The organism is Actinobacillus delphinicola (genome assembly GCF_900638385.1).
Lineage (GTDB): Bacteria > Pseudomonadota > Gammaproteobacteria > Enterobacterales > Pasteurellaceae > Actinobacillus_C > Actinobacillus_C delphinicola.
Genome location: NZ_LR134510.1, coordinates 892,049 through 915,199, shown reverse-complemented (window position 1 = coordinate 915,199; position 23,151 = coordinate 892,049). Strand labels below are relative to the sequence as shown.

The following is a 23,151-nucleotide window of genomic DNA, read 5'->3' as shown; positions in this document are numbered from 1 at the left end:
GGAGTCATTATGCTCTTTCAACTCCCGATAACCTTAGTTCGCATCAGTGGCGTAGATAGTGAAAAATTTTTACAAGGTCAGCTTACTTGCGATGTGGTAAATCTTAAAGCCAACACACAAACGCTGACTGCCCATTGTGATGCTAAAGGCAAAGTACAAACAATTTTTCGCCTTTATCGCCAAGATGAACAAACTTTCTATGCCCTCATTCACAATGAATTATTAGAAAGTAGCCTTAAAGATCTCAATAAATATGCGATTTTTTCTAAAGTGACCTTTGAAACATTAGATTGGCAAATTCTCGGCTGGCAACCCGAAAACAATGCGACACGCCCCGATTTTCCGCAAAATTTTTGCTTTAATTTAGCCGATGGGCGTGAATTTATCGTATGCGAAACTGTGCAAACTAATCACGATTTTGCCGATTATGCACTGTGGAAAATTGCCGATATAAAAGCGGGTATTCCTCTACTCAGTCCAGAAAGCCAAAATGAATTTATCCCACAAGCGATGAATTTACAGGATATTGAAAATGCCATTTGCTTTACCAAAGGTTGCTACATTGGACAAGAAACCATTGCTCGTGCGAAATACCGAGGCATCAACAAACGTGCAATGTATATTTTCCATGCACCAAATACCCCTTACCTTAACGGTCACGAAATAGAAACCCTTGTCGGAGAAAACTGGCGTAAAACAGGGCACATCCTTAATCATGCCATTTACCGTGATACGCTCTGGCTAGAAGTAATTTTAACTAATCCTGAACCAAATCAAATCTTTAAATTAGGAACGATCAATTTAACCCCATTATAGTAAATTTATATATAATGAAATTTACTTTAAATCTAAAAAAATTTTTTATTTTGGATTTTGTTCATTTTATGTAATATTAACAATAATTTAACATTTTAAAAACAATTATCAAATGCATAAGTACCTATTAGGATGTATTTTTAAATAATTTAATCTTACTTATACTGGACAAATAGTATTAAATATGTATGGTTTTAAAGGAGTAAAATTATTTTACTTCTTTTTTTTTTATAATTTTGTTGGAAGGATGTTAAAATGAATAGAATCTTTAAAATAATTTTTGATCGAATAAATCAACGGTTAGTTGTTGTTTCAGAGCTTGCAAAATCAACAACTAAAACAGGTCGTAATATAATTAAAAATACAGCTATTCTAGGTTGTACTTTATTGATCTCTGGACAAGTTTTAGCAACAGATACCCCACCGCCTTCCTCTCATACATATAAACAATCATATAATTTTAAAAAATTAAATACGAAACTATCCTCCAATAATCAAAAAACAATTATTGGAGATAACATAACAACAAATGATACCTCTGCAACAAATGTTAACCAAATTGAAGCACTTGGCAAAAATCTAAAAATTTATGGCTCAAGCATTCAAGCTATGGGAAACGATATTTCAACAACTGATTCATATGTGTCTGCAGTAGGGAATAACATCACATTTTGAGAAATCAGGGGGGACGTGAGAAGTGATCTGACCATTCATGGTTCAGGACTGTTCTTTTTAGCCATCGCAACGATTAAAAAACGAACGTCGCTATTATATACTTTTTTGCTGGTCTTGCAAATTAATAATGACTATTTATATATTATCTACAATATTTCGCAGTGTTTCTGGATCATCATGTATATACTCCAACGTGACATTGACGGAAGAATGGCCTAATAACTGTTTAACAACATAAAGATTCTTTGGATTCTTCATCAGATTTGTTGCCACAGTATGGCGGAATCGATGTGGGGTAATTCTAAAGCCAGCCAATGCACTTAATTTTTCAAAAAAATACGTGAGTTGAGCGCTGGTCATTTCTTTACCTTGCCGATACGTTGCTAGCGTAAATTTGTTTCTGTTAAACAATTGCTCCTTCGGTAAACTCCCCCTTAACTCATGCTCAAGTAACAATTTTTCTAGCGCTGGGCGTAATGCTTTACTAATCGGCAATTCATGATAACAATCATTTTTATTGATTGATGCAGGTAATGAGAATATACCACGATTAAGATCAACATTCTCTATTGTAAGATTTAATAACTGTCTGCGACGAATTGCAGTATAAAACAACGTTTTAATGACTGCCTCATAAAACCACAGCGGAGAACACCAATCTGGTACATGCTCCTGCTGAAAAATATCATTGATTTGCTTAATTTGCTCTGGATTAAATATTTTTTTCTGTGGTTTGCCAATTCGTAGTGAACAATATTTAAATGGATTGGGTTTTGGCAAGAGTGCTTGATCAATACCAAAAGCGTAAATCGCTTTTAGATGGCGAACATAATTATTCCAACTAACGGGTTTTAACCGTAACAAGATCACTCGTCGCCACTCAATAATATCCGAAGACTTCAATACCCGCATATCCTGATTAGGAAAATGTTTGTTAAATTGTTTAACTACCTTTGTATAAGAGGCTATTGTATCTTCTCGTAAATATTTATGGTAAAAATTTTTTCATGATTATATCAATGGTTACTTTCATTTGTTAAGTTTCCTTGTAATTTCAAATGATGATTGTTTAGAACAGTCCTGCTCCCTATGAAGTATGCAAAATTTTTTACTAAATATCCAGTTAATTCTGTTTCTCGCAAACTTCCCTGAATTTTAACCGTCCAAAAGTTATAATAATCTTTACTTTCGCTATCATATCGTACGGTATGTAAATTTAGTTTTTGAAAGTCTTTCTGTAATGATTCCCATAGCACCTGATCACTTCGTCCTGTTTGCTCAATAACGTACAAACGAAAGATTTGTGGGGTAACCATAAAAAGGTGATTTTCAACAATATGCAGTAATGCATCGCTTTGATTCAGTTTAATCTTATTAGTCTGAAACCCTACTTTTACCCATTGAATAAAATCATCAATTTGAATTTTATTTGACGGATCTAAACTCGTTTTGGTCGGCTGCACAGGTTGAGGTTGCCGTGGTTTCACAAAATTTTTAGGCGTATTACTAACACGTGGAAGAGTGGTTAAATCGGTTGGAGGTAAAGTTGATTCACGTTCTCTAATTTTCGGCATATTAGCATCTACCATTACAGCTGGCGTTCTAGGTTGACGTGATTCCTGTTTTTCTTGTTTTTCAATCGCTACCGTTTCAATTGATATTGACTCTATTACTGGGTCAGTATTTTGTATTGCTTCTGCTTCAATTGGTGAAACTTCACTTTCTGTAACTTGGGAAAGTTCTACTGCCGCTGGTACTTCGTCTATCGTAGAAATTTCTGCAGGCTCTGAGGTTTCAGTACTACCAAACATATCTAATACGGCATCCATTAAAGTATCATCTAGGTTTTTCGTCTGATCTATTACTGTATCAGCAGTAGGTACGTCTAACACTGGTTCAGTATCAATAACTGGTTTTGGCGATTCATTTACTGTATCAAGGTTAAGGATGTTTCCTTCACTATCCACAGGCGTAATAGTGCCTTTAAAATTTTCAGGGCGATCAGTTACGTTTGGCCAAATTAATTGTGGGGAAAGTCGCAAGAAGGTAAAATTATTTTGTGGTTGCCAACTCTCTGTCGCTATTTTACACGTCCATACGGCCATATTATCTGAAGCAGGCTCAATAAGTTTATATGTTTGCATTTCATCAAATAATTTTGCATTTTGTACAGGCACACTTATTCCTTGGCTAACTAAATATGCACGTACAGCATCTGTCGTTGTTTTTGACATCACCCACACACCTTGCTCATTGACATAGGCCTGACTCCCTCCTTTAGGATTATTGATATTAAAACCTTTCACAACGTGACGAAGCGCCAACTGTAACTGTTTTGCAAAAGACACTTTAGGGCTTTCATCAAGTTTATTAATGTCGCCACCTAATGCCATTGTTACAGATAGTTGATCAGCTTTCTGCACAATTTCTGCCAAAATACCCGCTTTATCACTATGTCCACTTGCATAGTACATTAAAGTAGCAAATGGGCCTGGAAAGGTAGCTAGCCAATCTAACGCTATTGGCGGGACTAAATAATGAAGCAGAAATGTCCCTAATGTTGGGTGTAACTCATAATCTCTATCGGGATGATAACAAAAACGATAAGGTAAGGTAGGTCGTCCTTGCCATGGGAACCATTGTTTTTCATTTTCGAGCACGACCTTGATGTCGACTGCAATTTTGCCAATATCATGTAGCAATGCAGCATAAATGATTAATGCACTCCAAACATCTCGTTGTTTTGCTTGCTCTTCTGGGGGAGCATTTTGTGGTAACACATAATTCTGTCTCAGTTTTGCAGCAAGAGCAATGACCTCCAAACCATGATCAAGCATTCCACCTAAATAAGCATGGTGATGTGTTTCGCTGGCAGGTAAAAGCTGTACCAGTTCAGCATAACGTCTTATCGGTTCACCGTACAACTGTTGGAAATTATCAGGTGTCATCGATACATTTTGCCAAATAGTATTGAGTTGTTTTTGACGATGTGGTGTATTTAGTAACTGATCAGCCGTTTGTGGTAAGTGCCATCCAGGTTTATCTTCTTTAACTGTAGGTGCAGGTATGGAAGACATTAGCTTTTTACGGAAAAATTTTTTGATAAAGTGATACATAACAACTATATGAAAAAGTAACTTAAATTTCTTTAAGCTAACATAAATAAAATATGGGATTAACCATAAATTAAATAGATTTTTGATTCGATTTCTAGGCGATTTTTCCTTGTTTCTACCGAGTTTTTTTCTAGACTATGATGATAAGGCGTTAATGTCTTCCACCTTGTATTCACTGTTTATAATGGATTGTAATATGGAAAAAGATGCATATATAAAAATTGACGATCAAATACGATGTAAAAAACAAGAAATTTCTACGTTAAAAGAAAAATATCGGTTAGTAAAACAAGAGCTTTCCGCTATTAAGTCTGAAATAACGTGTTTAGCTTTAGCTTTTGAAGATATTAATTTTTCTCATACTTCAGACCCAAAAATAGAAAATGATAAGATTTCCCTCATTCAATTAGCCATTAAAGAATTTAAATTACAACTAGAATGCGATAATTTGAATTGTACAATCGGGTTTATTAATTCTCGAATAGATAGTCTAGAGGACAGAAAACTAGAACTATTTTTCAATACAGCAACTATAGATGAGGTAAAGCAAAAATTTATTGAAGTTTTTCAATCTCCAAATGAATGCAAGGATTTTTCTATCCTTATTAAGGATTTTGAAAACTTAGAGGACAAGAAAAAATCTCTCGAAAACCAATTACAGCAATGGGAAAAACAAAGACAGTTTTGGTTTTGTTTGGCAACAAAATTTTATGGAGATTGCTTACATCCAGAATTAAGAGAAATTTTCCATTTCCCATCTATAGACTAAAGGAATAATTGTATGATTACAGAAAAAGAGTTAAATAAAATCATTACAGATATTGATTTACAAGAAAAAATCACTTTATTAGCCTACAAAGGGAATGAAGTTTTTTATGATCTTATTAAGCTAGATAATAAAGAAATTATTTTAGAATTAAAGAAGCCTGAGTTAAAGCTAGAATTTCTACCCGTAATTTTTTCGTTATGCCAAAGTAAGTCATTTCAATCTACCTCTGTTATACCTAATTATGATGAAAAAGGAGAGAGATACTCTTGGGAAGGCTTAATTCCTTTAAACAAAAACGGTACAAAACAATACGATGTAAATCTTAAAATCTTTTTGGATTTCCTACAAGCTCAATCCTTAGTAAATCGTGAGATCAAAGATTTCTATGAAAAAATTCTTAAAGTTCAAGAACACCTTACCGCTATTTATATAGAATTTATAAAGAAAATATAACATATTAAAAATAAATGTTTTTTTCTTAAGGTAGCAATAATGTAAATAAAAATATTATAAGAGTTATTTGTACATTGATTACTCCTAACTTATATATTATCATTGAAGAGATAGCTTACTTTGGAGAGGGAAAGACACGGTTTCTCTATACTTCTGATATGTTTCTTTATATAAGGATGATACAATGAAAACCTCATTTAAATTTATTATAGGTGGTGCTTGTTTTTTATTACTCTTTTTGATTATTTTATTTGTTTCATTAACTTTTAATAAAAAAGATCAATGTCTAGATAACGGTGGTACATATAATAGTGTTACCCATACATGTGAGAAGTAAATTTTATAAAAACCACTCCTAGAAGTGGTTTACTAAATTTTCCACACCATGACTTAAAAGATGATAAACATCTTTATCATTAGCATTTAATTTATTTATATCTAATAAACTTAATTCTGCTTCAAGCAACAATAACTCTGTACGTAATACAGTTATTTTATTCGGAGAAATAATAGATTCATAGAAAAAATGCCAAGTTGCTACAAAAGCACAAAGAACCACTACAAAGGCTAATACATTTATCATTTTTCACCTCCACGAGTTTTTGATTTTAATGATATTTGTTCTATTTTCGCTTTTAGTTTGGTATACCTTCCACGTATCTACATTGCCATAAAAACCCAACCACATAAGATAAAACGGACAAAACATACTCTAAGAAAGTCAGTTTTGTAAGTACATTACTAAATAACTTTATATATTAGCATTTTGTTGGCACTTCCATTGTTATGTCCGCTCATCCAAGTAAACTTATTTACCTAGTCACTATCACATAGGTGAATAAAACGCATAAAAAAACCACTTATAAAAAGTGGTTAGAACTGCATATATGAACTAGAAATTATAAAAAAATAAATATGTTAGAAATAATAACGTGCAAAAGCCTTGCCCTTGATACCGCTAACATCACTTGCGTAGTATTTGTATTCTGCGCCTACACCCATAACAAAATTATTTGTTAAGTTAGCTTGAACACCTGCGCCAAAACCAGTACTTAGACGAGTAGTTGTTTTCTTATCCGTAACTTTATTATTTACAAGAATTTTTGTTTTTCCTCTTGTCAACCCTACGCTACCATTAATATATGGACGGAGAGTATGTCCACTTAAAAAGAGGTGTTTATAGTCCACGTCAAAATTAATAATTTTTAAGTCAATATCACTATTTTTATTATATTTTGCTCTGTAACCGTTAAGATTTGTCATTTTAAACACAAAAAGATCTTTATCATTAACATCAACACCAAGACCTAAATTTTGTTCAAATAAACTCTTACGTTTTAATTTCATGTCATCTTTATTTTTAACAGTTAAAGATGTAACACCTAGACCACCTTCTACAAAAAGTCGAGGCGTATTCGTGTTTGTATTCATTTGGTGGTTGGTAGATAGCATACCGTCAGCATATACTGAAGTTACACTAGTTACTGCAATTAATGTTAATATTGATTTTTTCATATGATACCTCACAAGTTTTTAATTTTTCAAAAAGATATAGGAAAATTAAATTTTTTCTATATCCTTTAAACAGGTCATACCTGTTACAATCTTAGAAAGATTACCTTAATGAGGAATGTTTATTTTTGATATTTTATACAATCAGTTAAGAGGCTAGTATTAATTATAGTTATATTGTTTAGCCATAACTAAAAAAAACTGCTTACGCTTAAGTAAGCAGTTGGATCTACATCTAGAATAAAGGAATCAAAATGACTCAAAAAGATTCCAAACGTCCTCAGGCATTTTAGATAGCTTAGACATAAAGTCAATATATTATAAAAAATTTTTTTTCATAATATATTCAATTGGTTATAATATTTAATAAATATTAAATAGATAAAATATAATATTTATCAATTAGTTAGTAAAATTAATATCATTCATAATATTTATGATATAGGGAGAATAACCAAAAATACTGTAAAATAAGTAGAATTTTTCTATCAATTAGAAATATAGCTTGAAATACAATGAGAGTTGAAATTATTGATTCCAACTCTCACTTATAGTTCGAAATTTATTATTAACAATCTTCTATTACCATTCTATCAGTGAAAAATTTAACAAGATAAAAGATAAATAATGGTGCAGCTATCCCCATAGTAACCATAAGAATCACTGCCCAAAGAATCGAAAAAAGAACAGCGTCTAATAGACTAAAATTAAAATTTATACGCCTACGCATATGAGCTCCTTGGTAGTTTGTTAAATAATCAAATGTAACTGTTAAGTCATTACTCTGTTTAGGTATTAAGATGATATATAAAGAAGAGACCATATAAAATGATAAGGGATACACCAGTCAATACAAGAGGGAATAACCATATAGCCCATTCTTTTATATCATTTTCTAAGGCATCAATAATTATTTTTTTACTCTTAGTAAAAGAGCGCCTTAACTGGTTATTTTCTATTTCAGATGATATTTTATAGCATACACTTATTCTATCAACTATATTTTTATTTCTACTAATTACATATAGGCCGAATAAATTAACATTTGATAAATTATCTATCAAATTTTTTAAAATATAAATTAGTGTGGTATAGATGATTTTATCATTAGAATTTAGCTGTTTTTTATCTAAAAGAATAAGATCTAATTCTATGAGTAATAACTTATTTTGTAGTATAGTTATATTGTTTGATATAATCACCAGATTGTATATAAAATATCCTATTGCTATAATAATACTAAAAATTAATAGTAAAATTAATAAATTAATCATTTTATATCTCCATAATTACATACTAAGCTAATTTTTAACCTATAGCTTTTCAATTCTCACATATTATACTATGTAATTTAAGTTATACTACGTAATTTAAGGTATTGAATATCTTATACTTTCCTCTTTAGCCCTTTTACCTTTTCTAGCCCTTTCGGGTAAGCCCGTTTCCCTTAGGGAAACGGTTTACCCTTGAACCATTCCCCTTGTTGCCGTAGGCAACCCCCTTTGCCTTTTTCCTTTTTAAAAACAAAAAAAAGCCCCTTAAAATAAGGGGCAAATGGGTTTGCTTACTAGAAATATCAGTTGCGTTTCGTATTATCTAACATTTTACATTATTTAGCACTATATCTTTTTACTATTCCTCTATTTTCTTTAGATGACTTATCTAAATTTTGGAGCTTATTCGTATTTTCTGCTTGATTTGGTATAGCACGTTTCATCTTATCATTTTCTACTTGTTGCAAAGCAGTCAGTGCTGTTTTTGTGCCAAGTAATTGATTCATTTCGAGCTCCAATTTGACTTGCCCAATATCTCGATCCAATAAAGTGAGTGAACGCTCTAATGTTTTTATGGCATTTGGTGCGGCTGCAATATTAGGTTCACGCATTGAGGCGATGAGCATACGTCTAGCTAATAATGCCTTCTCTAAGGCTCGAGAAAGCCCAATTTCGGTACTTAATTTCGATACCAATAATGATTGATTAGGCGACTCTTTTATCGCTTCTAATAATCCACGAGTTACTTTCACTGTGGAAGAACTAATGTCTTCTAATTCTTGCGTAGTTGGGGGTTCTTTTTTATTAAAAAGCTCATTGAATTTCTTTTTGACTTCTTCTGCTTCTTGGATAATTTTTGGCGTTAATCCCTTACCTACTTTTGTACCCTCTTTTTGATCACCACATTGTTTACCATTACTGCCCGAACAGGTAGAAACGATTTCATCACCAACAACATCTGTTACCCATTGACTTGCCTCGTTAGGGTTTCGCCAAACTTGACATATTCTACCCGTACATTGACTTTGGGATACATTACTTTTATCTGTAGGCTGTCGATTCTGTATAACATTATATCCTGCCGTGGCGGCATCTTTATTAGTCTGAATGGATTGTTGGCCAACACCCCCTTTTTTCTCTCCACCTACCCACTTAATACCTTGATTTTGTCGTTGAGCATTTTCTTTTCGTTCTTGGAAATTTTTAGCTGTAACTTGATTATTAGATAACATTTCAGTTAATGCCGTATCTTTCCCTAAATTTTTCCAGCTATTTTCTGCATAATCTGCCATCTTATTACCTAATGCTTCACAACTTGTTTTAATGTTAGAAAAGTCTAAGCTCGCTTGATAAGCACCATTAGTCAACATATCGTACAGTTGAGGATTGCTACGTTGTAACATTAATGCTGGCATGGAAGCAATTGCCCCCTTAGCTGAAGAGACAATATTGTTATATAAGGACATAATGCTATTTTTTGCTTGCCCTTGTAAGTCATTAATAATGGACTTGTTAAAATCCAAATTACCGCACATTAAATCACTATTCCAAGCAACACCTACATTAAGTCGTTCGGGATGCGTGCTACTGGCCATAGGATGAATGACATTTCCCCCGCCGATGGTGTAATTAACATAATCATTAATAATTGCACCATGTTGATAATTGTAATCACCTGCTACAGCGTATTGAGTGCCTAATAATCCTGTCACAGCTAATGTCATGGACCGAATTTTATGTATTTTGAACTTGCGCATACGAAATATCATCATTTTTGCCTATCCTTTTATGTTACGTTTGTTTATATCTGCCTTGTGTGATTATTGCTTCAGTTTGAGAAAATCAACGTTTGCCCACGACGCTTACAGCATTCATAAGGTCGCCATAAGGCCCATGCATAATTATGGTTTGGGCTTAATTTATCTTGATAGGGATCGGTAGTTTCTATTCTTGAACTAGATTTATCAGGGAAAATGGCACAACTTTGTTCCAGTTTTGGATACAACATCTGCCATTTATGGTTCTGATTATTAAGCTCTTGGACTGGTTTTGGATACCATTTGCCATTACTTGGTTGTGATTTCTTCGATAATGGAAAATAAAGGTGCGAGCTTGTACCAAATGGCCGTGTCACGATATCTGCCACTCGTTGTGCTACTAACGCAGCGCCTTTATAAGAATGTTGCTGAGTAACCATACCATTTCGTGGATAGATATTTCCCCAGTTATCATTACCTTTATGAAGTTCTCGACTAAAAAAGGTAAGAGAGGACGGATGAAATGCTTCAACAGTAGGATAACGCCATTCTAAAAAGTCTAAACCACTTAAAAAATACGGCATATAAGGCGAGGATTGCGATGAACAAAAGTAACCGAGTTGGCCTAATAAAGTGTATATCATACCCCCAGGATGCCCAATTAATTCAGCATTCTTAATATGAGATTGATTGTAAAGTCTCTTATTATGGGAAACAAAACGGCCACCTGTTAATTCGCCTTGAGGCGTTCCTAATGTGCTTAATTTTGTTACAAACTTATTCCCGCCCATCATTTTGGCTTCTGCCACAGGATTATCTTCTTCAAAGTCATAAACCGATACAACACTTTCTGGCAGGAAATGACGAACTTTCACAGACGTTCGGGTATAACAGCCAAAAGGTGTGCAAGTAAGCCAAATACAAATTCCCTTTACACGCCACTCGGCACAACTTAATGAGGATGAGCTTTGTAATAATTGTGCGACAGTAACACCACTACTCGCACTCGCTACATCAGGTAAAGTACAGGCTAAAACGCCTAACCCAACTAGACAATGTTGGAGCTTTTGTGAAATTTTTGTTTTATCAAATTTCATGATTTTTTCTCCATGCGTTGACGGTAAATACTTACTGCCGTGGCTACATTAAGCTGACCATACACAACAACAGGTTTCCCATTGGTTGGTATAAACACAATAGCGGGAGATTTCTTTACACCCAATTGCCAGGCTTGTGATATGACAGTGCTTGCATTTTCGATTTGTTCAACGAGTTTACGTCCATTGGGCGAGTTAATGCGTTGTCGCATAACTGCTTCAGCCTGTTGTAGGTTATTTGGTAAACCTTTAGAAAGTTCAGCATTGAGCTCATCAAGTTTATCAAGCTGAAATTGTTTATCTAATAACTTAGCCTGTACAAAGGGCTGATATTGTGTGGTAAATCCTAAAACTTCAACATGCGGAAGTGCAGCGTTAGCAAATACCAACGGACTCATTATGGAGGTGACAGCGATAATACATCTTTTCATTTTTGTCCTTACAAAAATAAAAAGAGTTTAAAAAAACGTTCAAAAAATGAAAGGAAAAATTAAATTAAAAAATTAGATAATTTTTTATAGCGTTAAAAGAGCAATTCTCATATACTCAGAATGTAACTCCGCTATCTTTGATAGCAAAAGTGCTAGTGGCTTTGTAAGCTAGCAATTCAGCGTTGCTGAATGAAGCATGATGTGTACTGAGCGTTGGGATTGCACGGTTACTAATAAAGTAATTACGCCACTTTTTACTGTTTTATCTACTTATATTTACTTAACCCACGCTGGGAAACTTATCCCAGCGGGTACGGTTTTCCCAGTATTTTTTAACCAAAATTAAGGAGAACCGTAATGCTTGACTTAAATAATATTGCTAAAAATCTCAAGGCAATTCCGCCGAAGGAACAAAAAGCAATCGTAAACTTAATACAACTGAAGACGGAGGCTGATATGGATAGAGTACTCAATAAACTCGATTCGATGGAAGCTAAGTTGGATGCTAAACTTGAAGCGTTTGACGTTAAGCTTGAAGCGATGGAAAACAAGTTCGACGCTAAACTTGAAACGTTTGACGCTAAACTTGAAGCAATGGACTCAAAATTTGAGGCTAGACTTGAAGCGATGCGTTGGCTATTAATGGCAATTATCGCCATTATTCCAATTGCGTTTACTGTTTTTGGTTATTTACAAAAATAGCCGTATTTTAATCAACCCACAGGGGAAATACTGTTTCCCTTGAGGGTAAATAGGATTTCCCCTTTTTTACGAGGAAAATCCTATGATTACGATTGAAATACAAGCTCTCGCTTTTAAAGGCTTAATTCAGAAAAATGGTACCGTTGAAAAGCGATTAATCCATAAACTGAAACAGCAAGTATATTCACTACTGGAACAGCATAGAAAAGCGGGGTTCATTTTAACCTTTGAACCAGTCAAGGGAGATAAACGAACACTAAAGGTCATTCATTATAATGATACTTTATTCGTTTGTCTTCCTGACTTTAACACTAACTGATAGTTTTTAACTATCACGACCCACGCTGGGAAAACTTATCCCAGCGGATACGGTTCTCCCAGCTTTTTTAACAAAATTAAGGAGAACCGTTGTGGTCGATTTTAACAAAATTGCTGAAAATCTCAAGGCAATCCCGTCTGAGGAACAAAAAGCAATCGTAAACTTAATACAACTGAAAACGGAGGCTGATATGGATAGAGTACTCAATAAACTCAATTCGATGGAGGCTAAGTTTGATGCTAAATTTGAAGCGTTTGACGCTAAGCTTGAAGTGTTTGACACCAAGCTTAAAGCAATGGAAAACAAGTTCGACGCTAAACTTGAAGCGATGGAAACCAAATTTGATACTAAATTTGAAGCGATGGATACGAAAATTGAAGCAATAGACTCCAAATTCGATATCTTGCGTTGGCTGCTTATGGCTATCATTGCTATTATTCCAATTGCACTTACAATATTTGGTTATTGGAGTAAAAATTAATACCTAATCAACCATATTTTATCTCTATCATTGGGGCTCTTTAAGGGCCCCATTTTACTAATCATTTGCTGAGTAAGGAATGAAAATGTCTTTTAAAAAAATAGAACAATTAAAAGATTTCCTCAACATAAAAAGACCGTTACCCACAATTGTACTAGATAAACTCTACAATACTGTTAAACAAGCGTACATCTACAATTCTAACGCAATTGAAGGAAATAGCTTATCTTTGCGAGAAACTCAAATCGTATTAGAACAAGGGATTACAATTAAAGGAAAGCCTTTAAAAGATCATATTGAAGCTAAAAATCAGGATTTTGCCTTAGATTTTTTAGTTGATGAAGTTAAAGTTAAAAAGCCATTAACTAAACAACTCATTAAAGAATTTCATCAAATTATCATTGGTGATATTGATCGTGGCATTGCAGGAAAATTTAGGCAACATGATGTATGGATAAGCCATAGTGGAACTGTAACTGCTCATTATCTTCATATCGAAGAAGAGCTTGATGCACTATTGGACTGGTATGAAACATCCACCGATCATATTCTTGAAAAAGTCGCTAAATTTCACGCTAAATTTGAGAAAATTCATCCATTTTCAGATGGAAATGGTAGAACTGGGCGGCTCATTATGAATTTAGAATTAATGAAAAATGGTTATCCTATTACCATAATTAAGTTAGAAGATAGTAAAACTTACTATCAAAGTTTAGAAACTGCATCAATTAGTAATGATTTTAACCCAATTATTCAATTTATTGCCAAAAACGTCCAGCAAAGTATTGAGCGCAATTTAAAAATGCTAGACCGAGAATGGAAAGATAAATTTATAGAATGGGAAGCTACTTTTGACTAAAAAATATATACAAATAGTCCATAGATAACTCACCTACCTGTTGCACTACTTACACTGGTTAAACTAATATTTACCCTCCTATTAGCCATAGTATTTCTGTTTTATATTGTTTTCATAGAAAAAATACAATTTTTCTTATAGAAAATAGGATGTCCCTCTTTCTATAAGGCAGAACCTATCTCTAAGTACACAGCCTTTTGTTCTTGTTTCTACACAATAAATCACTGAACTTTTAGTCTATCCTTTTTTATTGAATTGTACGGCTATTAGTCGTATAATCTAGTCTATCTACATTAACAACACAGGAATAGAAAAATGAGAACACAAGTGGCGAAAGCAAGGTTGGAAGCCAGAGTAAATCTAGACATATACGAATTATTAAAACAAGCGGCTGCAATTACAGGAAGAACATTGACTGACTTCATCGTAAGTGTAGCTTACGAAGAGGCTAAAAAAACTATTTCAGAACATCAAGTTTTACGTTTGAGCTTAAGCGATCAGGCACTGTTAATCAAAAGCCTAGATAAACCGTTTGAACCTAATCAATCAATGAAAAATGCGCTTGATATGTATGAGGAATATCTATCCGTTACAGGAAAAAGTAATGGTCAGTGAAAATTTACCTTATTTAGGCATATTGCCCCTAGAAAACTTGAAAATTGAACGAAATACATTTTCTTGCCCTGTTAAAATTTTAGAAGACTATTTTCATCGATATGTCTCTCAAGATGTAAAAAAAGGACTTACAAAATGCTTTGTACTCATAAATAGCCAACAATCTAGAATTATTGGCTATTACACTTTATCAGCATTATCCATACCCATCTCTGACATACCGCAAGAACGTATAAATAAAGGTATTCCCTACCCTAACATTCCTGCTGTTCTAATTGGGCGGTTAGCAGTTGATATGGATTTTCAACATCAAGGATATGGTAAATTTCTAATTGCAGATGCCATTCATAAGATAAAGAATACTCCGATAGGTGCTGCGGTTTTAGTAGTAGAGGCGAAAAATGATAGTATCGTTTCATTCTATGAGCGACTAGGGTTTATTGAGTTTAAAGAGTTAAAAGGAACATATAGAAAATTATTTTATCCGTTAACTAAACTCATAAAATAGATAAATTGACATACTCTCATTTCTGTATTATTTTTACACAATAAAATATCGTTTTATCGCTCAATAAGGGACGTGATTATGGAACGTAAAAATATTTCAAAAGAAAAAGATTTTTCTACTAAAATTATTGACCTAAATATTCCCCGAGGGCTTAAAATTTTTCTAAGCGGAAGCTGGTTAATGTTCGTTATCATGGGACATCTATTCCTTTCCGTCTTTAAATTTTTTAATTTAAATAATGACGTACCTAAATCTTCGGAACAAAAGCAGCTTGAAGAAGAGGAAGAAGAATATTATCGTCGTGAAGAGGAAGAATATTACCGTCGTTGTGAAGAAGATTATTATAATTGCTATATGTATGATAATTATCCACATGTGGATATTTATGATAGCTTTCCAAGTGATGTTGATAGCTTTCCAAGTGATGTTGATAGCTTTCCAAGTGATGTTTAAAGTAATGATCATAATGAATAAAGGGCCAAGTAATTACTTAGCCCTTTATTCATTTATTGTCTGAGATGTTTTGTTATTACTTTTGACTTTCCTCCAGTTGCTGCATCGACGCCAGCCAGGCCCATATTAGCGCCTTTTCTTCCACTTTTTTCTGCCTGACTATTTTGTTTATCTATGGCTTTTTGAACAAAGTCCCCAATATTAATCCCTGCCCAACCAAGCATTGCAAAGAATGCACCAGGGAAGACAACATACATAATACCGATCACCAAATTGAATACGTTGTCTGCACTATGGTTATTGAGCCCATTGAGTGGATCGTTCATAGTCGTATAGGTAGATGAATCATATAGTGCATCAAACAACCATGATTCTATCCAATGGACAACTTCCCAAATATAAGTTAGGAAAATCAACCCAAAAAATGCAAAAGAGATATTAATAATGGCTTTCGGTTTATAACCACTCAAAATAATGATAATTGGTGTTGCTATAGTTAATAGTGCTAAAAGTAAAGGTTGTATAATTTGCAAAGAGAATTTCAAAATTTTAAAGGTAGGCTGCATCATATTATCAGTCACCGTCGCACCAAGTGCACCAAAGAAAGTACTAATTCCACTTATAATAGATTTTCCCCAGTTACCAAATGACCATCCAGAGCCCGCTTGCCCTGCCTCTGAATAATGTCCTGAATATCTTGCACCATAAGGGTTTACCCCATCAGACATTTGCAGCTTTTGTGGAGACATCGCATAACGGACAAGGTAATCATTATAAGACTCACCTGGTATTTTTTTGTATTTGAATAAGGCAGATACTTGTTGTTTCAAGTCCTCTGGATAAGCATCTAAGATACGGTAATATAACGAACGTTTTTTACCTTCTCCGCCAATAATAACACCATTACCTTTCCAAAAATCATCGCACATCGGAAAGCCACCTGCTGCTGGATCAGAGCCAAAGCCCCAGTCTCGGTATTTCAAATACTTCCAATATTTTTTAGGGTATTTAACGTGATATTTACCGTAGAATCCTCCTTCTAAGAGAATTTTTGAGCCAGGCCACGCAATATCAGCCACTTCTGCATTATTAAGTGTTACGCCGTCATTTCTCATTTGCTTTAAAAAGCGATTTTTTGCTGGAATATAACAATAATTGTTGAATTCTGCGATGTCTTCACGTAACATGGGGTCGGACAGCGTGAATTGGTTCAAGGCCATGCTAAGCTCTTCCAAATGCGGTCTGCACGGGATAGCATTAACAAGGCCATTAGTGAAGCCTTTACTTACACCGTAAACGAAGGCCCACCAAAGTGGCATTTCAGGTGCTTTACCATTGAGTTTTGTTTCATGAAACGCTTGTCCTAATTGCGTTTCTTGTGGGCTCGGCGTTGTACGCTGAGCTCCACACATCGCATCTAGTTTAGTGTCGATGATATGAAAATTCACCTGAAATAAGGGAATACAGGTCATAACCATCAAGGTAATAGTTATGTAAAGATAATTTTCTAACCAGTTAACGAGTAACTTGCCTTTATTCCCTTCATCCGCTCCCTCCTCTCTGACTTTCGCCCATTTTGCAAGAATCTGTATGATGATAGGTAAGATGAAAAGCCCAGTATTTTTGAAAAGTTCCCAGGTATTATCAAACATCACCCATGAGAATGTATTCATAAAATATTCATAATAAGTATCGACTTCAAGTCGAATGGTCATTAAGTTCATAAATGCCCCCTTTTTAAATCCATACTAAAATTTCATTAAACACACAAAAACCTAAAATCATTAAACCCATCCGTTTTACGGTTTTACACTCTTCTATATTACCTTTTGCATAAACGCTACGACGCATAGCAAAGAAAATCGCTGCACAAAGGCAATACAGGAAATAGCGAAATATCGTTAACCACAATATATGCGCTAAAAGTGTATTAATTGTATTAAGATACTTCGTGCCTAAAAGCGATATGATTATCGTAAAGCCAACTAAAATGGCAAAGGCGACTAAAAGCCATACCATTATTCTTTTCCATTTATTCATTTTCATTATTTTCATCACGCTGTTCCTGTAGGTTATTAGTAAATTGCTGTAATTGTTTATCTAAGTAGGTTAAAACCCAGTACAAATCGGTCGTATCCTGTAGATAAATATATTGCCGTGGCGCTTCTGTAAAAGGCGGAAATTCTGTGTAGTTGTTTACCATGATAGTTAAGTAAAATGGGCTTTGTTCGCCAATAAACTTCACTCGGGTGTAATTCATGCCAACCGCCCGATAGGCAATTCTTTCCATTGAGTTATATGCCCCAATTTTCAAAAAAATATTCTTACCTAAGGCTTCCAATTGCTCACCAAAGGTGGGGTTAATCAATGTCGTTAAGGTTTCCAAAGGAAGCTCCTCAGGGTTAATCGGCGTTTTAACAACAAATAAATCAAGACCTTGTCTATTCATTAATTCCCCTTGCATTATCGATGTTTTTTGCGACCATAAGTGCAGCGTCAAGCTCTGAAATTCCATGCTTTCTCATGAGTTCAGCCCGTTCTGCTTTCTCTTCATTTTCAGTCATAGCTAACGCTAAATAGATACTCGGCGGTACTACTCGAAATAAGGCTTCCATTTTTGAAGAGAGGACCACCCCTTCTGTATATTTGCGGTTCTCTTTTTTAGTAGAAAGTAAGAGATCTGTTTGTTCTGGCGTTAACTGTTTAAAACGGCTTACCTGGTTAACCTCATCTTTTTCTAAATACAACAATTCCCACCATTCAAGCATGGAGAGCAATTTCTTCGCCACGTCTGGAAAGTCAGCCATATTTTGTGTTGCAAGCCATAACCAAATCCCGAGTTTTCGCCACATTTTTCCCCCTTTTGCCAGGAAACTTGCAAGCATAGGATTAACAGTGATGATATGAGCCTCATCTGTAATGTTAACGATAGGACGGCCAGAAAATTGGTATTTCTCACCCATCGAATTGATGTGATTAATGAGGGAAATATAGGCAATAGAAAGTTGTACGTCATAGCCATCCCGTGCTAACGTAGCTAAATCGACTAAAGTAATATCGGCATCAGGCCATGGTTCACCATCTCGATTAAATAACTCCGCATCAAATGAGCCTGGCTGGCAGAAAAGGCCAATAGATTCTCCCATTTCATAAGCCCGCTCACGATATTTAGGAGGAAGGGTGGCATCTTTAGAAATCTCATGAAAGGCCTTTGCAATGTCTTCTGTTAAGCAGGTTTTACCTGCTTTTCTCGTTTGATTTGCCGCTAAAATAATTGCTCGTCGAATCATCGCTTCATCTGCTCGAGTCATTTTTTCATACTCTTTTTCCTTACCTCCTGTAATCATCAAACGAGCAATTATTTCCATTTCACCTAAAATATCACGCTGATCATCTGCTAGGATGTCATTGTCCACGTCGTTTTGCGTATCAACCTCTATATTGGCATCTTCGGCTAAAGGTATAACAGGACTATCATCAAAGCGTTTTTCATTATCGAAAATAATGTCATCAATATTGTATGCATCTATGACTTTTTGAGCGTCGGCAAAAAGTGGTAACGACACACCGCTTCCTGGTTTTAATTGAATATGATTCACCGTTAAGCCGTACCGTTTGGCATATTCAGCCATTAAACCAAAGCTATTCCCTGCCTCAATAATAAAAAGTCGTGGTCGATACATTGCCATGAGTTGTGCAATTTTACCGTTTAACGTCGCTGATTTGCCTGCACCCGTAGGACCGAGTAGGAGTAAATGTCCTGATTTAGCACGATCATCTTTGTTTAGCGGGTCAAAATCTAATGGTGAGCCGCCTCGATTAAAATAGGTAATGCCTGGATGGCGGGTGCCAATAGAACGCCCAAAGAGTGGAAGTAAATTCGCAATGTGTTGAACAAAATTAAATTTAGTATAGAGGTGTTTTGGATCAGATTGTGGATCAAAAACCATCGGTAACCAGCGGATATAGCTAGATAAGGGAGCAATTTCTGCCCCTTCTCTCGTGGCAATAAGCCCTGTTGCTTGTAAAGTCGTAACCAACTTACGACGTTGAGAAATTAATGTTTTCTCATCCTTGGCACGCAAAAAGAAACATAAAGAGCTTTGGTACAATTTATGTTTTTCCTGCAGATACTGCTTAACTTGTGTAACAGCGGATTTAGTATAAATAGATTCGGTGTTTTCTCCCAACGCACCTTTACTGATTTTCAATAAATGGTTTTCAAGCAAATCCTGAGGATAAACAACTATGGTCATGGCCATAATGGTATGCTCAGGTAATAAGTCGAAAAGCGCATTCACGTTATCACCTCGTTTCACTTCACCCGTTAAATGCCCGACTTCTGGGCTACGGCGAAGTGAATCAACCACAACAACAGTGTGAGGTAATTCGTCAAAATACCAGAATTCTCCTTCAGTACGGGGCGATTGGACAAGTAACGTTTCAGTAAAGTCATTGTACAAAAACGGATCGTCTTTTTTTACCCCTGTTGATTCCGTGTAATGGGCAACCTTATAAAAATCTTCTGCACGTTCATAATCAACAGGATTTGGGTTAAACCAGCGAAGTAACCATTGATGTACTTCATAGCCATTACAACGTTTAGATTTTACCCCTGCACCGAGTAAAGCATTCGTGACAGATTCACACGTTGCATTTAAATCCTCCAATGCACGATCGAAGGTCATGTTAGGATTAACATAACGATAAATCACCATGCGTGTACGACGTTGTTGACCTCGCCATTGGGTACCCGTTACGGCTTTATCTTCAAAAAGACCGCCTGATTTTGAAACATCCCGTAGGTGTTTTCCCATTACTTTTAGCCAATTTTCAGTAAATTCACTTCCCTGTGCATTTGGACGAACATATTGGCGTAATATATCCTCATATTCCATTGCCATTTCATCATCTTGGCAGAAAAACTGGACCACCCATGGATGCGTATCTAACTCTGCGAAGCTATCTTGTAAAGCATGTGTAATTTGAGTACGAATTTCTTCTAAATAGTCCAAGGACCGTCCTTCTGTACCAATTACGGTTAATTCAAATACGGCCGCAACACTTTTACCATCCTCAAGGAGTAAGACATTTTCGGCATCTAAAAACTCGACATAAGGCAATTTATCGACAAAACTATCCATAGGGATAAACTGTTGCTTGTATTCGTGATTAGTGTAATTGCCACGACGTTTTAAAAAAGACGGACGAGAATTTGGGGTGCCATCAAGTACAGGGGCAGTGGTTGCGTGTTCTATCATTGATGTTGGTGTGTCATCCACGTCTGTACTGCACTTAATGGCTTTTGGGGTAACATTATCTTCAGATTTACGCTTAAAAAAATTTAACATTTCATTTATCCATTTAAAAGGGTTAAATTAAAAAGGTTTTAAAAGGGGTTTAAATGCGCTTTAAACTATTTTCTACAATTGGCCAATACTTTCTCCAGGTTGGGCATAATGTATATGCCCATAGAAAGGAAAGACCGTACTGTACCCAGGTACAGGCAAAGGCTCTTTACTGTCAGTCAAATGGGGAAAGACGAACATAACGAGATTCGGATTAGGCAAGCGTGGAAATAAATTCATTGCCTCATTTTCTGCATTTCTTGTATAGTCAAGAACGCTGTTATCATAAGTAGGCTTGCCTAGTGTGTGTTGCATAAGTTGTTTTCTGGCCTGCAACGTTGACTGACTCAAATTAACCTGTTGTTGTGATACCATTCCCCCCGTGTTATTTGCCCAAATTTGTGCCATCGTTTGGCTACCTTCAGGCAATAGTTTTTGCTGATTTGTAGAGCAAGCCACTAATGTCAATGACAATGAAATAAACAGCGCCTGTTTGATATATTTGTTTAGTTTAATCTGCATTTATCATTCCTCTTTTAATCCATAGCTTGACTATTTGTACTTTGGTCATAATTTACTTTGCGGGCATTTTTGTCATAATCGATTCGTAAGGTTTTGGTAATATTCACTACCACTTTTTTACCAGGTGGCACGTAAATCGCATCAAACATATTGCCGTAACGTTGACGATACCAATCTGCTGTTGCTTTCACACCACCTGCAATTCCTTGTCCTAATGCAAATTTTCCAGCATCACCGCTTACTGCTTGACGAATACTATTTGTTCCTGCCTCAGTAGTTATCTGTGATTGTGCTAATCCTTGGGCTGCTGCTTCTGCGCCAGCAAGTAAGAATTGATTTGCAAGAAACTCTGGTGCATTGGTTTTACGCTCTCCAGGGATACAAGGTATACCTGAAGGCGTACTAAGCCATCCTAACTGCTCATTACCGTTTGTATTTGAACCATTTCCATCTTGTGGTAGTGATACAATACGGCCATCACGGAAAATAAAGGTGATACTCTCTACATCGCCTTTTACACAAGATAAAGTCCAGTCGCCACTTGCCTTTCCAGCCACAATGGCACCTTCAATTTCAGGGAGTTCCAGACCATTAGCCATCAGGTTCTCTTGACCTATGATGACTTTAAAAGGAAAAGGATCGGTTAATGCGCCTTCAATAGGTACTCGCCCAATTAATGCTGTCATTGCAACACTACCTACAAGGGTTGCATTACGAGCAATAGTAAAATATGGTGTCGGTGGGATTTCTTCGTATTGATTTGGCTTACCGTGTAAGCGTGTTGCTGCTTGCCCTAATTCAGATTTATCTAGTGCCTTAAAAATATTGAGACGACTTCCTGTTTCAGTATTATCACCAAATGCCGATAAGGGATGACCTTTTTCATCAAATAGTGACATCCCTTCGGGGCTTATCCAGTTAATGTCATTTGATGCTGATTCAGTATTTTGAATGGGCATAATGCCTTCTGTATGCTCACCCGTTGAACTAGATGGAGATGTCGAAATCGAAGAAAGTTGTTGTAGTTTATTTTCTAATTGCTGCTCCAGCTCAGAAAGTCGTTTGTCAAAAGTACTTTGTAACTCTGCTTGTTTTGCCGTAACGGCTTGACGAATTTGACTGTCAACATCACTTGATTGGTCTTTCAAGGATTGGTTTTCCTCAAGTAAACGTTGATTATCACGTTTTACCTTAGCTACATCGGCTTTGGTTTGTTTGATGGTGCCTAATAATGTACGGAGGGTATCGTAGGCTGTATCACCGTCGGCTAAGCCGAGCTCTTGTTGCTCTGCTTTGGTGAGGTTATATACGGCTAAAGAATCCTCTTTCCCTGTTTTTTGGGTCTTTTTATCACGAAATGCAATAATGGCGACAACGATAATAAGGACCAACGCCATAGGCACGATGATTTTCAATAACGGATTGGATTTGTTTGTTGCCATTT

27 protein-coding genes are annotated in these 23,151 nt (G+C 35.4%); 12 read left to right on the top strand and 15 right to left on the bottom strand.

The window, feature by feature from the left end; genetic code table 11:
• The first annotated feature begins 9 nt into the window (after positions 1 to 9).
• Positions 10 to 816, top strand: coding sequence for a CAF17-like 4Fe-4S cluster assembly/insertion protein YgfZ (ygfZ, locus tag EL259_RS04280; protein WP_126599331.1), 807 nt, complete (start codon positions 10 to 12; stop codon positions 814 to 816).
• Positions 817 to 1,071: 255 nt separating this feature from the next.
• Positions 1,072 to 1,491 (top strand): ESPR domain-containing protein, encoded by a 420-nt coding sequence (locus EL259_RS04275; RefSeq protein WP_126599330.1) that lies wholly within the window; start codon positions 1,072 to 1,074, stop codon positions 1,489 to 1,491.
• A gap of 135 nt (positions 1,492 to 1,626) precedes the next feature.
• On the opposite strand, the gene EL259_RS04270 is transcribed toward EL259_RS04275, so the two are convergent.
• Together EL259_RS04270 and mobH are read right to left on the bottom strand one after the other, a co-directional pair.
• On the bottom strand, positions 1,627 to 2,403 hold the full coding sequence (locus tag EL259_RS04270; RefSeq protein WP_126599328.1) for a tyrosine-type recombinase/integrase: 777 nt from the start codon (positions 2,401 to 2,403) through the stop codon (positions 1,627 to 1,629).
• A 104-nt stretch (positions 2,404 to 2,507) separates the two neighbouring features.
• A complete protein-coding gene (gene mobH / locus EL259_RS04265; protein WP_197721296.1) occupies positions 2,508 to 4,568 on the bottom strand; it encodes a MobH family relaxase in 2,061 nt (686 codons plus the stop codon).
• A gap of 235 nt (positions 4,569 to 4,803) precedes the next feature.
• On the opposite strand from mobH, the gene EL259_RS04260 reads away from it, so the two are divergent.
• The gene (locus EL259_RS04260; protein WP_126599324.1) at positions 4,804 to 5,376 is read left to right on the top strand and encodes a hypothetical protein; all 573 of its coding nucleotides are present in this window, start codon (positions 4,804 to 4,806) and stop codon (positions 5,374 to 5,376) included.
• Between the two features lie 12 nt (positions 5,377 to 5,388).
• Positions 5,389 to 5,829 carry a hypothetical protein gene (locus EL259_RS04255; protein ID WP_126599322.1) on the top strand — a complete coding sequence of 147 codons (441 nt, stop codon included), beginning with the start codon at positions 5,389 to 5,391 and terminating at the stop codon, positions 5,827 to 5,829.
• A gap of 355 nt (positions 5,830 to 6,184) precedes the next feature.
• Here EL259_RS04255 and EL259_RS04250 read toward each other — a convergent pair whose 3' ends face one another.
• From EL259_RS04250 to EL259_RS04225, 7 genes are all read right to left on the bottom strand, one after another.
• A complete protein-coding gene (locus EL259_RS04250; RefSeq protein ID WP_126599320.1) occupies positions 6,185 to 6,412 on the bottom strand; it encodes a hypothetical protein in 228 nt (75 codons plus the stop codon).
• 335 nt (positions 6,413 to 6,747) lie between these two features.
• Complete coding sequence (locus EL259_RS04245; protein ID WP_126599318.1) at positions 6,748 to 7,344, bottom strand: DUF6089 family protein; 597 nt, start codon at positions 7,342 to 7,344, stop codon at positions 6,748 to 6,750.
• A gap of 565 nt (positions 7,345 to 7,909) precedes the next feature.
• Positions 7,910 to 8,071 (bottom strand): DUF6693 family protein, encoded by a 162-nt coding sequence (locus EL259_RS08770; RefSeq protein ID WP_279460133.1) that lies wholly within the window; start codon positions 8,069 to 8,071, stop codon positions 7,910 to 7,912.
• 58 nt (positions 8,072 to 8,129) lie between these two features.
• On the bottom strand, positions 8,130 to 8,615 hold the full coding sequence (locus EL259_RS04240; RefSeq protein ID WP_126599316.1) for a hypothetical protein: 486 nt from the start codon (positions 8,613 to 8,615) through the stop codon (positions 8,130 to 8,132).
• 335 nt (positions 8,616 to 8,950) lie between these two features.
• Entirely contained in the window at positions 8,951 to 10,387 is a 1,437-nt protein-coding gene (locus tag EL259_RS04235) for an integrating conjugative element protein (RefSeq protein ID WP_126599314.1), read from the bottom strand.
• 56 nt (positions 10,388 to 10,443) lie between these two features.
• Positions 10,444 to 11,469: a TIGR03756 family integrating conjugative element protein gene (locus EL259_RS04230; protein ID WP_126599312.1), complete on the bottom strand. Its 1,026-nt coding sequence runs from the start codon at positions 11,467 to 11,469 to the stop codon at positions 10,444 to 10,446.
• Positions 11,466 to 11,900 (bottom strand): TIGR03757 family integrating conjugative element protein, encoded by a 435-nt coding sequence (locus EL259_RS04225; RefSeq protein WP_126599310.1) that lies wholly within the window; start codon positions 11,898 to 11,900, stop codon positions 11,466 to 11,468. Before EL259_RS04225 ends, EL259_RS04230 begins: the two co-directional genes overlap by 4 nt.
• Positions 11,901 to 12,096: 196 nt before the next feature.
• On the opposite strand from EL259_RS04225, the gene EL259_RS08570 reads away from it, so the two are divergent.
• The 8 genes from EL259_RS08570 (at position 12,097) to EL259_RS04190 (ending at position 15,837) form a co-directional block, all read left to right on the top strand.
• Positions 12,097 to 12,246, top strand: a complete 150-nt coding sequence (locus tag EL259_RS08570; protein WP_172594218.1) for a hypothetical protein — start codon at positions 12,097 to 12,099, stop codon at positions 12,244 to 12,246.
• An 11-nt stretch (positions 12,247 to 12,257) separates the two neighbouring features.
• A complete protein-coding gene (locus EL259_RS04220; protein WP_126599308.1) occupies positions 12,258 to 12,602 on the top strand; it encodes a hypothetical protein in 345 nt (114 codons plus the stop codon).
• Between the two features lie 82 nt (positions 12,603 to 12,684).
• Positions 12,685 to 12,921, top strand: a complete 237-nt coding sequence (locus EL259_RS04215) for a hypothetical protein (RefSeq protein WP_126599307.1) — start codon at positions 12,685 to 12,687, stop codon at positions 12,919 to 12,921.
• A gap of 91 nt (positions 12,922 to 13,012) precedes the next feature.
• Positions 13,013 to 13,402 (top strand): DUF1640 domain-containing protein, encoded by a 390-nt coding sequence (locus tag EL259_RS04210; RefSeq protein ID WP_126599305.1) that lies wholly within the window; start codon positions 13,013 to 13,015, stop codon positions 13,400 to 13,402.
• An 85-nt stretch (positions 13,403 to 13,487) separates the two neighbouring features.
• Entirely contained in the window at positions 13,488 to 14,261 is a 774-nt protein-coding gene (locus tag EL259_RS04205; RefSeq protein ID WP_126599303.1) for a Fic family protein, read from the top strand.
• Between the two features lie 315 nt (positions 14,262 to 14,576).
• Positions 14,577 to 14,876 (top strand): type II toxin-antitoxin system TacA family antitoxin, encoded by a 300-nt coding sequence (locus tag EL259_RS04200; protein ID WP_126599301.1) that lies wholly within the window; start codon positions 14,577 to 14,579, stop codon positions 14,874 to 14,876.
• Positions 14,866 to 15,384, top strand: a complete 519-nt coding sequence (locus EL259_RS04195) for a GNAT family N-acetyltransferase (RefSeq protein ID WP_126599299.1) — start codon at positions 14,866 to 14,868, stop codon at positions 15,382 to 15,384. The genes EL259_RS04200 and EL259_RS04195 overlap by 11 nt, the downstream gene beginning before the upstream one ends.
• Positions 15,385 to 15,462: 78 nt before the next feature.
• Entirely contained in the window at positions 15,463 to 15,837 is a 375-nt protein-coding gene (locus EL259_RS04190) for a hypothetical protein (RefSeq protein ID WP_126599297.1), read from the top strand.
• Positions 15,838 to 15,890: 53 nt separating this feature from the next.
• Here the strand turns inward: EL259_RS04190 and EL259_RS04185 are convergent, their stop codons facing one another.
• The 6 genes from EL259_RS04185 to EL259_RS04160 form a co-directional block, all read right to left on the bottom strand.
• Positions 15,891 to 17,561: a conjugal transfer protein TraG N-terminal domain-containing protein gene (locus EL259_RS04185; protein WP_126599295.1), complete on the bottom strand. Its 1,671-nt coding sequence runs from the start codon at positions 17,559 to 17,561 to the stop codon at positions 15,891 to 15,893.
• Between the two features lie 13 nt (positions 17,562 to 17,574).
• Entirely contained in the window at positions 17,575 to 17,892 is a 318-nt protein-coding gene (locus EL259_RS04180; protein WP_126599293.1) for a hypothetical protein, read from the bottom strand.
• The gene (locus EL259_RS04175; protein ID WP_126599291.1) at positions 17,870 to 18,286 is read right to left on the bottom strand and encodes a hypothetical protein; all 417 of its coding nucleotides are present in this window, start codon (positions 18,284 to 18,286) and stop codon (positions 17,870 to 17,872) included. Before EL259_RS04175 ends, EL259_RS04180 begins: the two co-directional genes overlap by 23 nt.
• Positions 18,279 to 21,188 (bottom strand): conjugative transfer ATPase, encoded by a 2,910-nt coding sequence (locus tag EL259_RS04170; protein WP_126599289.1) that lies wholly within the window; start codon positions 21,186 to 21,188, stop codon positions 18,279 to 18,281. Before EL259_RS04170 ends, EL259_RS04175 begins: the two co-directional genes overlap by 8 nt.
• Positions 21,189 to 21,260: 72 nt before the next feature.
• Positions 21,261 to 21,707, bottom strand: a complete 447-nt coding sequence (locus EL259_RS04165) for a TIGR03751 family conjugal transfer lipoprotein (protein ID WP_126599287.1) — start codon at positions 21,705 to 21,707, stop codon at positions 21,261 to 21,263.
• A 14-nt stretch (positions 21,708 to 21,721) separates the two neighbouring features.
• A complete protein-coding gene (locus EL259_RS04160) occupies positions 21,722 to 23,149 on the bottom strand; it encodes a TIGR03752 family integrating conjugative element protein (protein WP_126599285.1) in 1,428 nt (475 codons plus the stop codon).
• Between the last annotated feature and the right edge of the window lie 2 nt (positions 23,150 to 23,151).

What these genes read in the sequence shown, in the direction of transcription:
- EL259_RS04225 (WP_126599310.1), bottom strand. Translation starts at nt 11,900, where the DNA reads ATGAAAAGATGTATTATCGCTGTCACCTCCATAATGAGTCCGTTGGTA.
- EL259_RS04240 (WP_126599316.1), bottom strand. Translation starts at nt 8,615, where the DNA reads ATGATTAATTTATTAATTTTACTATTAATTTTTAGTATTATTATAGCA.
- EL259_RS04250 (WP_126599320.1), bottom strand. Translation starts at nt 6,412, where the DNA reads ATGATAAATGTATTAGCCTTTGTAGTGGTTCTTTGTGCTTTTGTAGCA.
- EL259_RS04230 (WP_126599312.1), bottom strand. Translation starts at nt 11,469, where the DNA reads ATGAAATTTGATAAAACAAAAATTTCACAAAAGCTCCAACATTGTCTA.
- EL259_RS04255 (WP_126599322.1), top strand. Translation starts at nt 5,389, where the DNA reads ATGATTACAGAAAAAGAGTTAAATAAAATCATTACAGATATTGATTTA.
- EL259_RS04275 (WP_126599330.1), top strand. Translation starts at nt 1,072, where the DNA reads ATGAATAGAATCTTTAAAATAATTTTTGATCGAATAAATCAACGGTTA.
- EL259_RS04185 (WP_126599295.1), bottom strand. Translation starts at nt 17,561, where the DNA reads ATGAACTTAATGACCATTCGACTTGAAGTCGATACTTATTATGAATAT.
- EL259_RS04165 (WP_126599287.1), bottom strand. Translation starts at nt 21,707, where the DNA reads ATGCAGATTAAACTAAACAAATATATCAAACAGGCGCTGTTTATTTCA.
- EL259_RS04205 (WP_126599303.1), top strand. Translation starts at nt 13,488, where the DNA reads ATGTCTTTTAAAAAAATAGAACAATTAAAAGATTTCCTCAACATAAAA.
- EL259_RS04220 (WP_126599308.1), top strand. Translation starts at nt 12,258, where the DNA reads ATGCTTGACTTAAATAATATTGCTAAAAATCTCAAGGCAATTCCGCCG.
- EL259_RS08570 (WP_172594218.1), top strand. Translation starts at nt 12,097, where the DNA reads ATGATGTGTACTGAGCGTTGGGATTGCACGGTTACTAATAAAGTAATT.
- EL259_RS04180 (WP_126599293.1), bottom strand. Translation starts at nt 17,892, where the DNA reads ATGAAAATAATGAAAATGAATAAATGGAAAAGAATAATGGTATGGCTT.
- EL259_RS04190 (WP_126599297.1), top strand. Translation starts at nt 15,463, where the DNA reads ATGGAACGTAAAAATATTTCAAAAGAAAAAGATTTTTCTACTAAAATT.
- EL259_RS04235 (WP_126599314.1), bottom strand. Translation starts at nt 10,387, where the DNA reads ATGATGATATTTCGTATGCGCAAGTTCAAAATACATAAAATTCGGTCC.
- EL259_RS04260 (WP_126599324.1), top strand. Translation starts at nt 4,804, where the DNA reads ATGGAAAAAGATGCATATATAAAAATTGACGATCAAATACGATGTAAA.
- EL259_RS08770 (WP_279460133.1), bottom strand. Translation starts at nt 8,071, where the DNA reads ATGCGTAGGCGTATAAATTTTAATTTTAGTCTATTAGACGCTGTTCTT.
- EL259_RS04195 (WP_126599299.1), top strand. Translation starts at nt 14,866, where the DNA reads ATGGTCAGTGAAAATTTACCTTATTTAGGCATATTGCCCCTAGAAAAC.
- EL259_RS04270 (WP_126599328.1), bottom strand. Translation starts at nt 2,403, where the DNA reads ATGCGGGTATTGAAGTCTTCGGATATTATTGAGTGGCGACGAGTGATC.
- EL259_RS04170 (WP_126599289.1), bottom strand. Translation starts at nt 21,188, where the DNA reads ATGTTAAATTTTTTTAAGCGTAAATCTGAAGATAATGTTACCCCAAAA.
- ygfZ (WP_126599331.1), top strand. Translation starts at nt 10, where the DNA reads ATGCTCTTTCAACTCCCGATAACCTTAGTTCGCATCAGTGGCGTAGAT.
- EL259_RS04245 (WP_126599318.1), bottom strand. Translation starts at nt 7,344, where the DNA reads ATGAAAAAATCAATATTAACATTAATTGCAGTAACTAGTGTAACTTCA.
- mobH (WP_197721296.1), bottom strand. Translation starts at nt 4,568, where the DNA reads ATGTCTTCCATACCTGCACCTACAGTTAAAGAAGATAAACCTGGATGG.
- EL259_RS04215 (WP_126599307.1), top strand. Translation starts at nt 12,685, where the DNA reads ATGATTACGATTGAAATACAAGCTCTCGCTTTTAAAGGCTTAATTCAG.
- EL259_RS04200 (WP_126599301.1), top strand. Translation starts at nt 14,577, where the DNA reads ATGAGAACACAAGTGGCGAAAGCAAGGTTGGAAGCCAGAGTAAATCTA.
- EL259_RS04160 (WP_126599285.1), bottom strand. Translation starts at nt 23,149, where the DNA reads ATGGCAACAAACAAATCCAATCCGTTATTGAAAATCATCGTGCCTATG.
- EL259_RS04175 (WP_126599291.1), bottom strand. Translation starts at nt 18,286, where the DNA reads ATGAATAGACAAGGTCTTGATTTATTTGTTGTTAAAACGCCGATTAAC.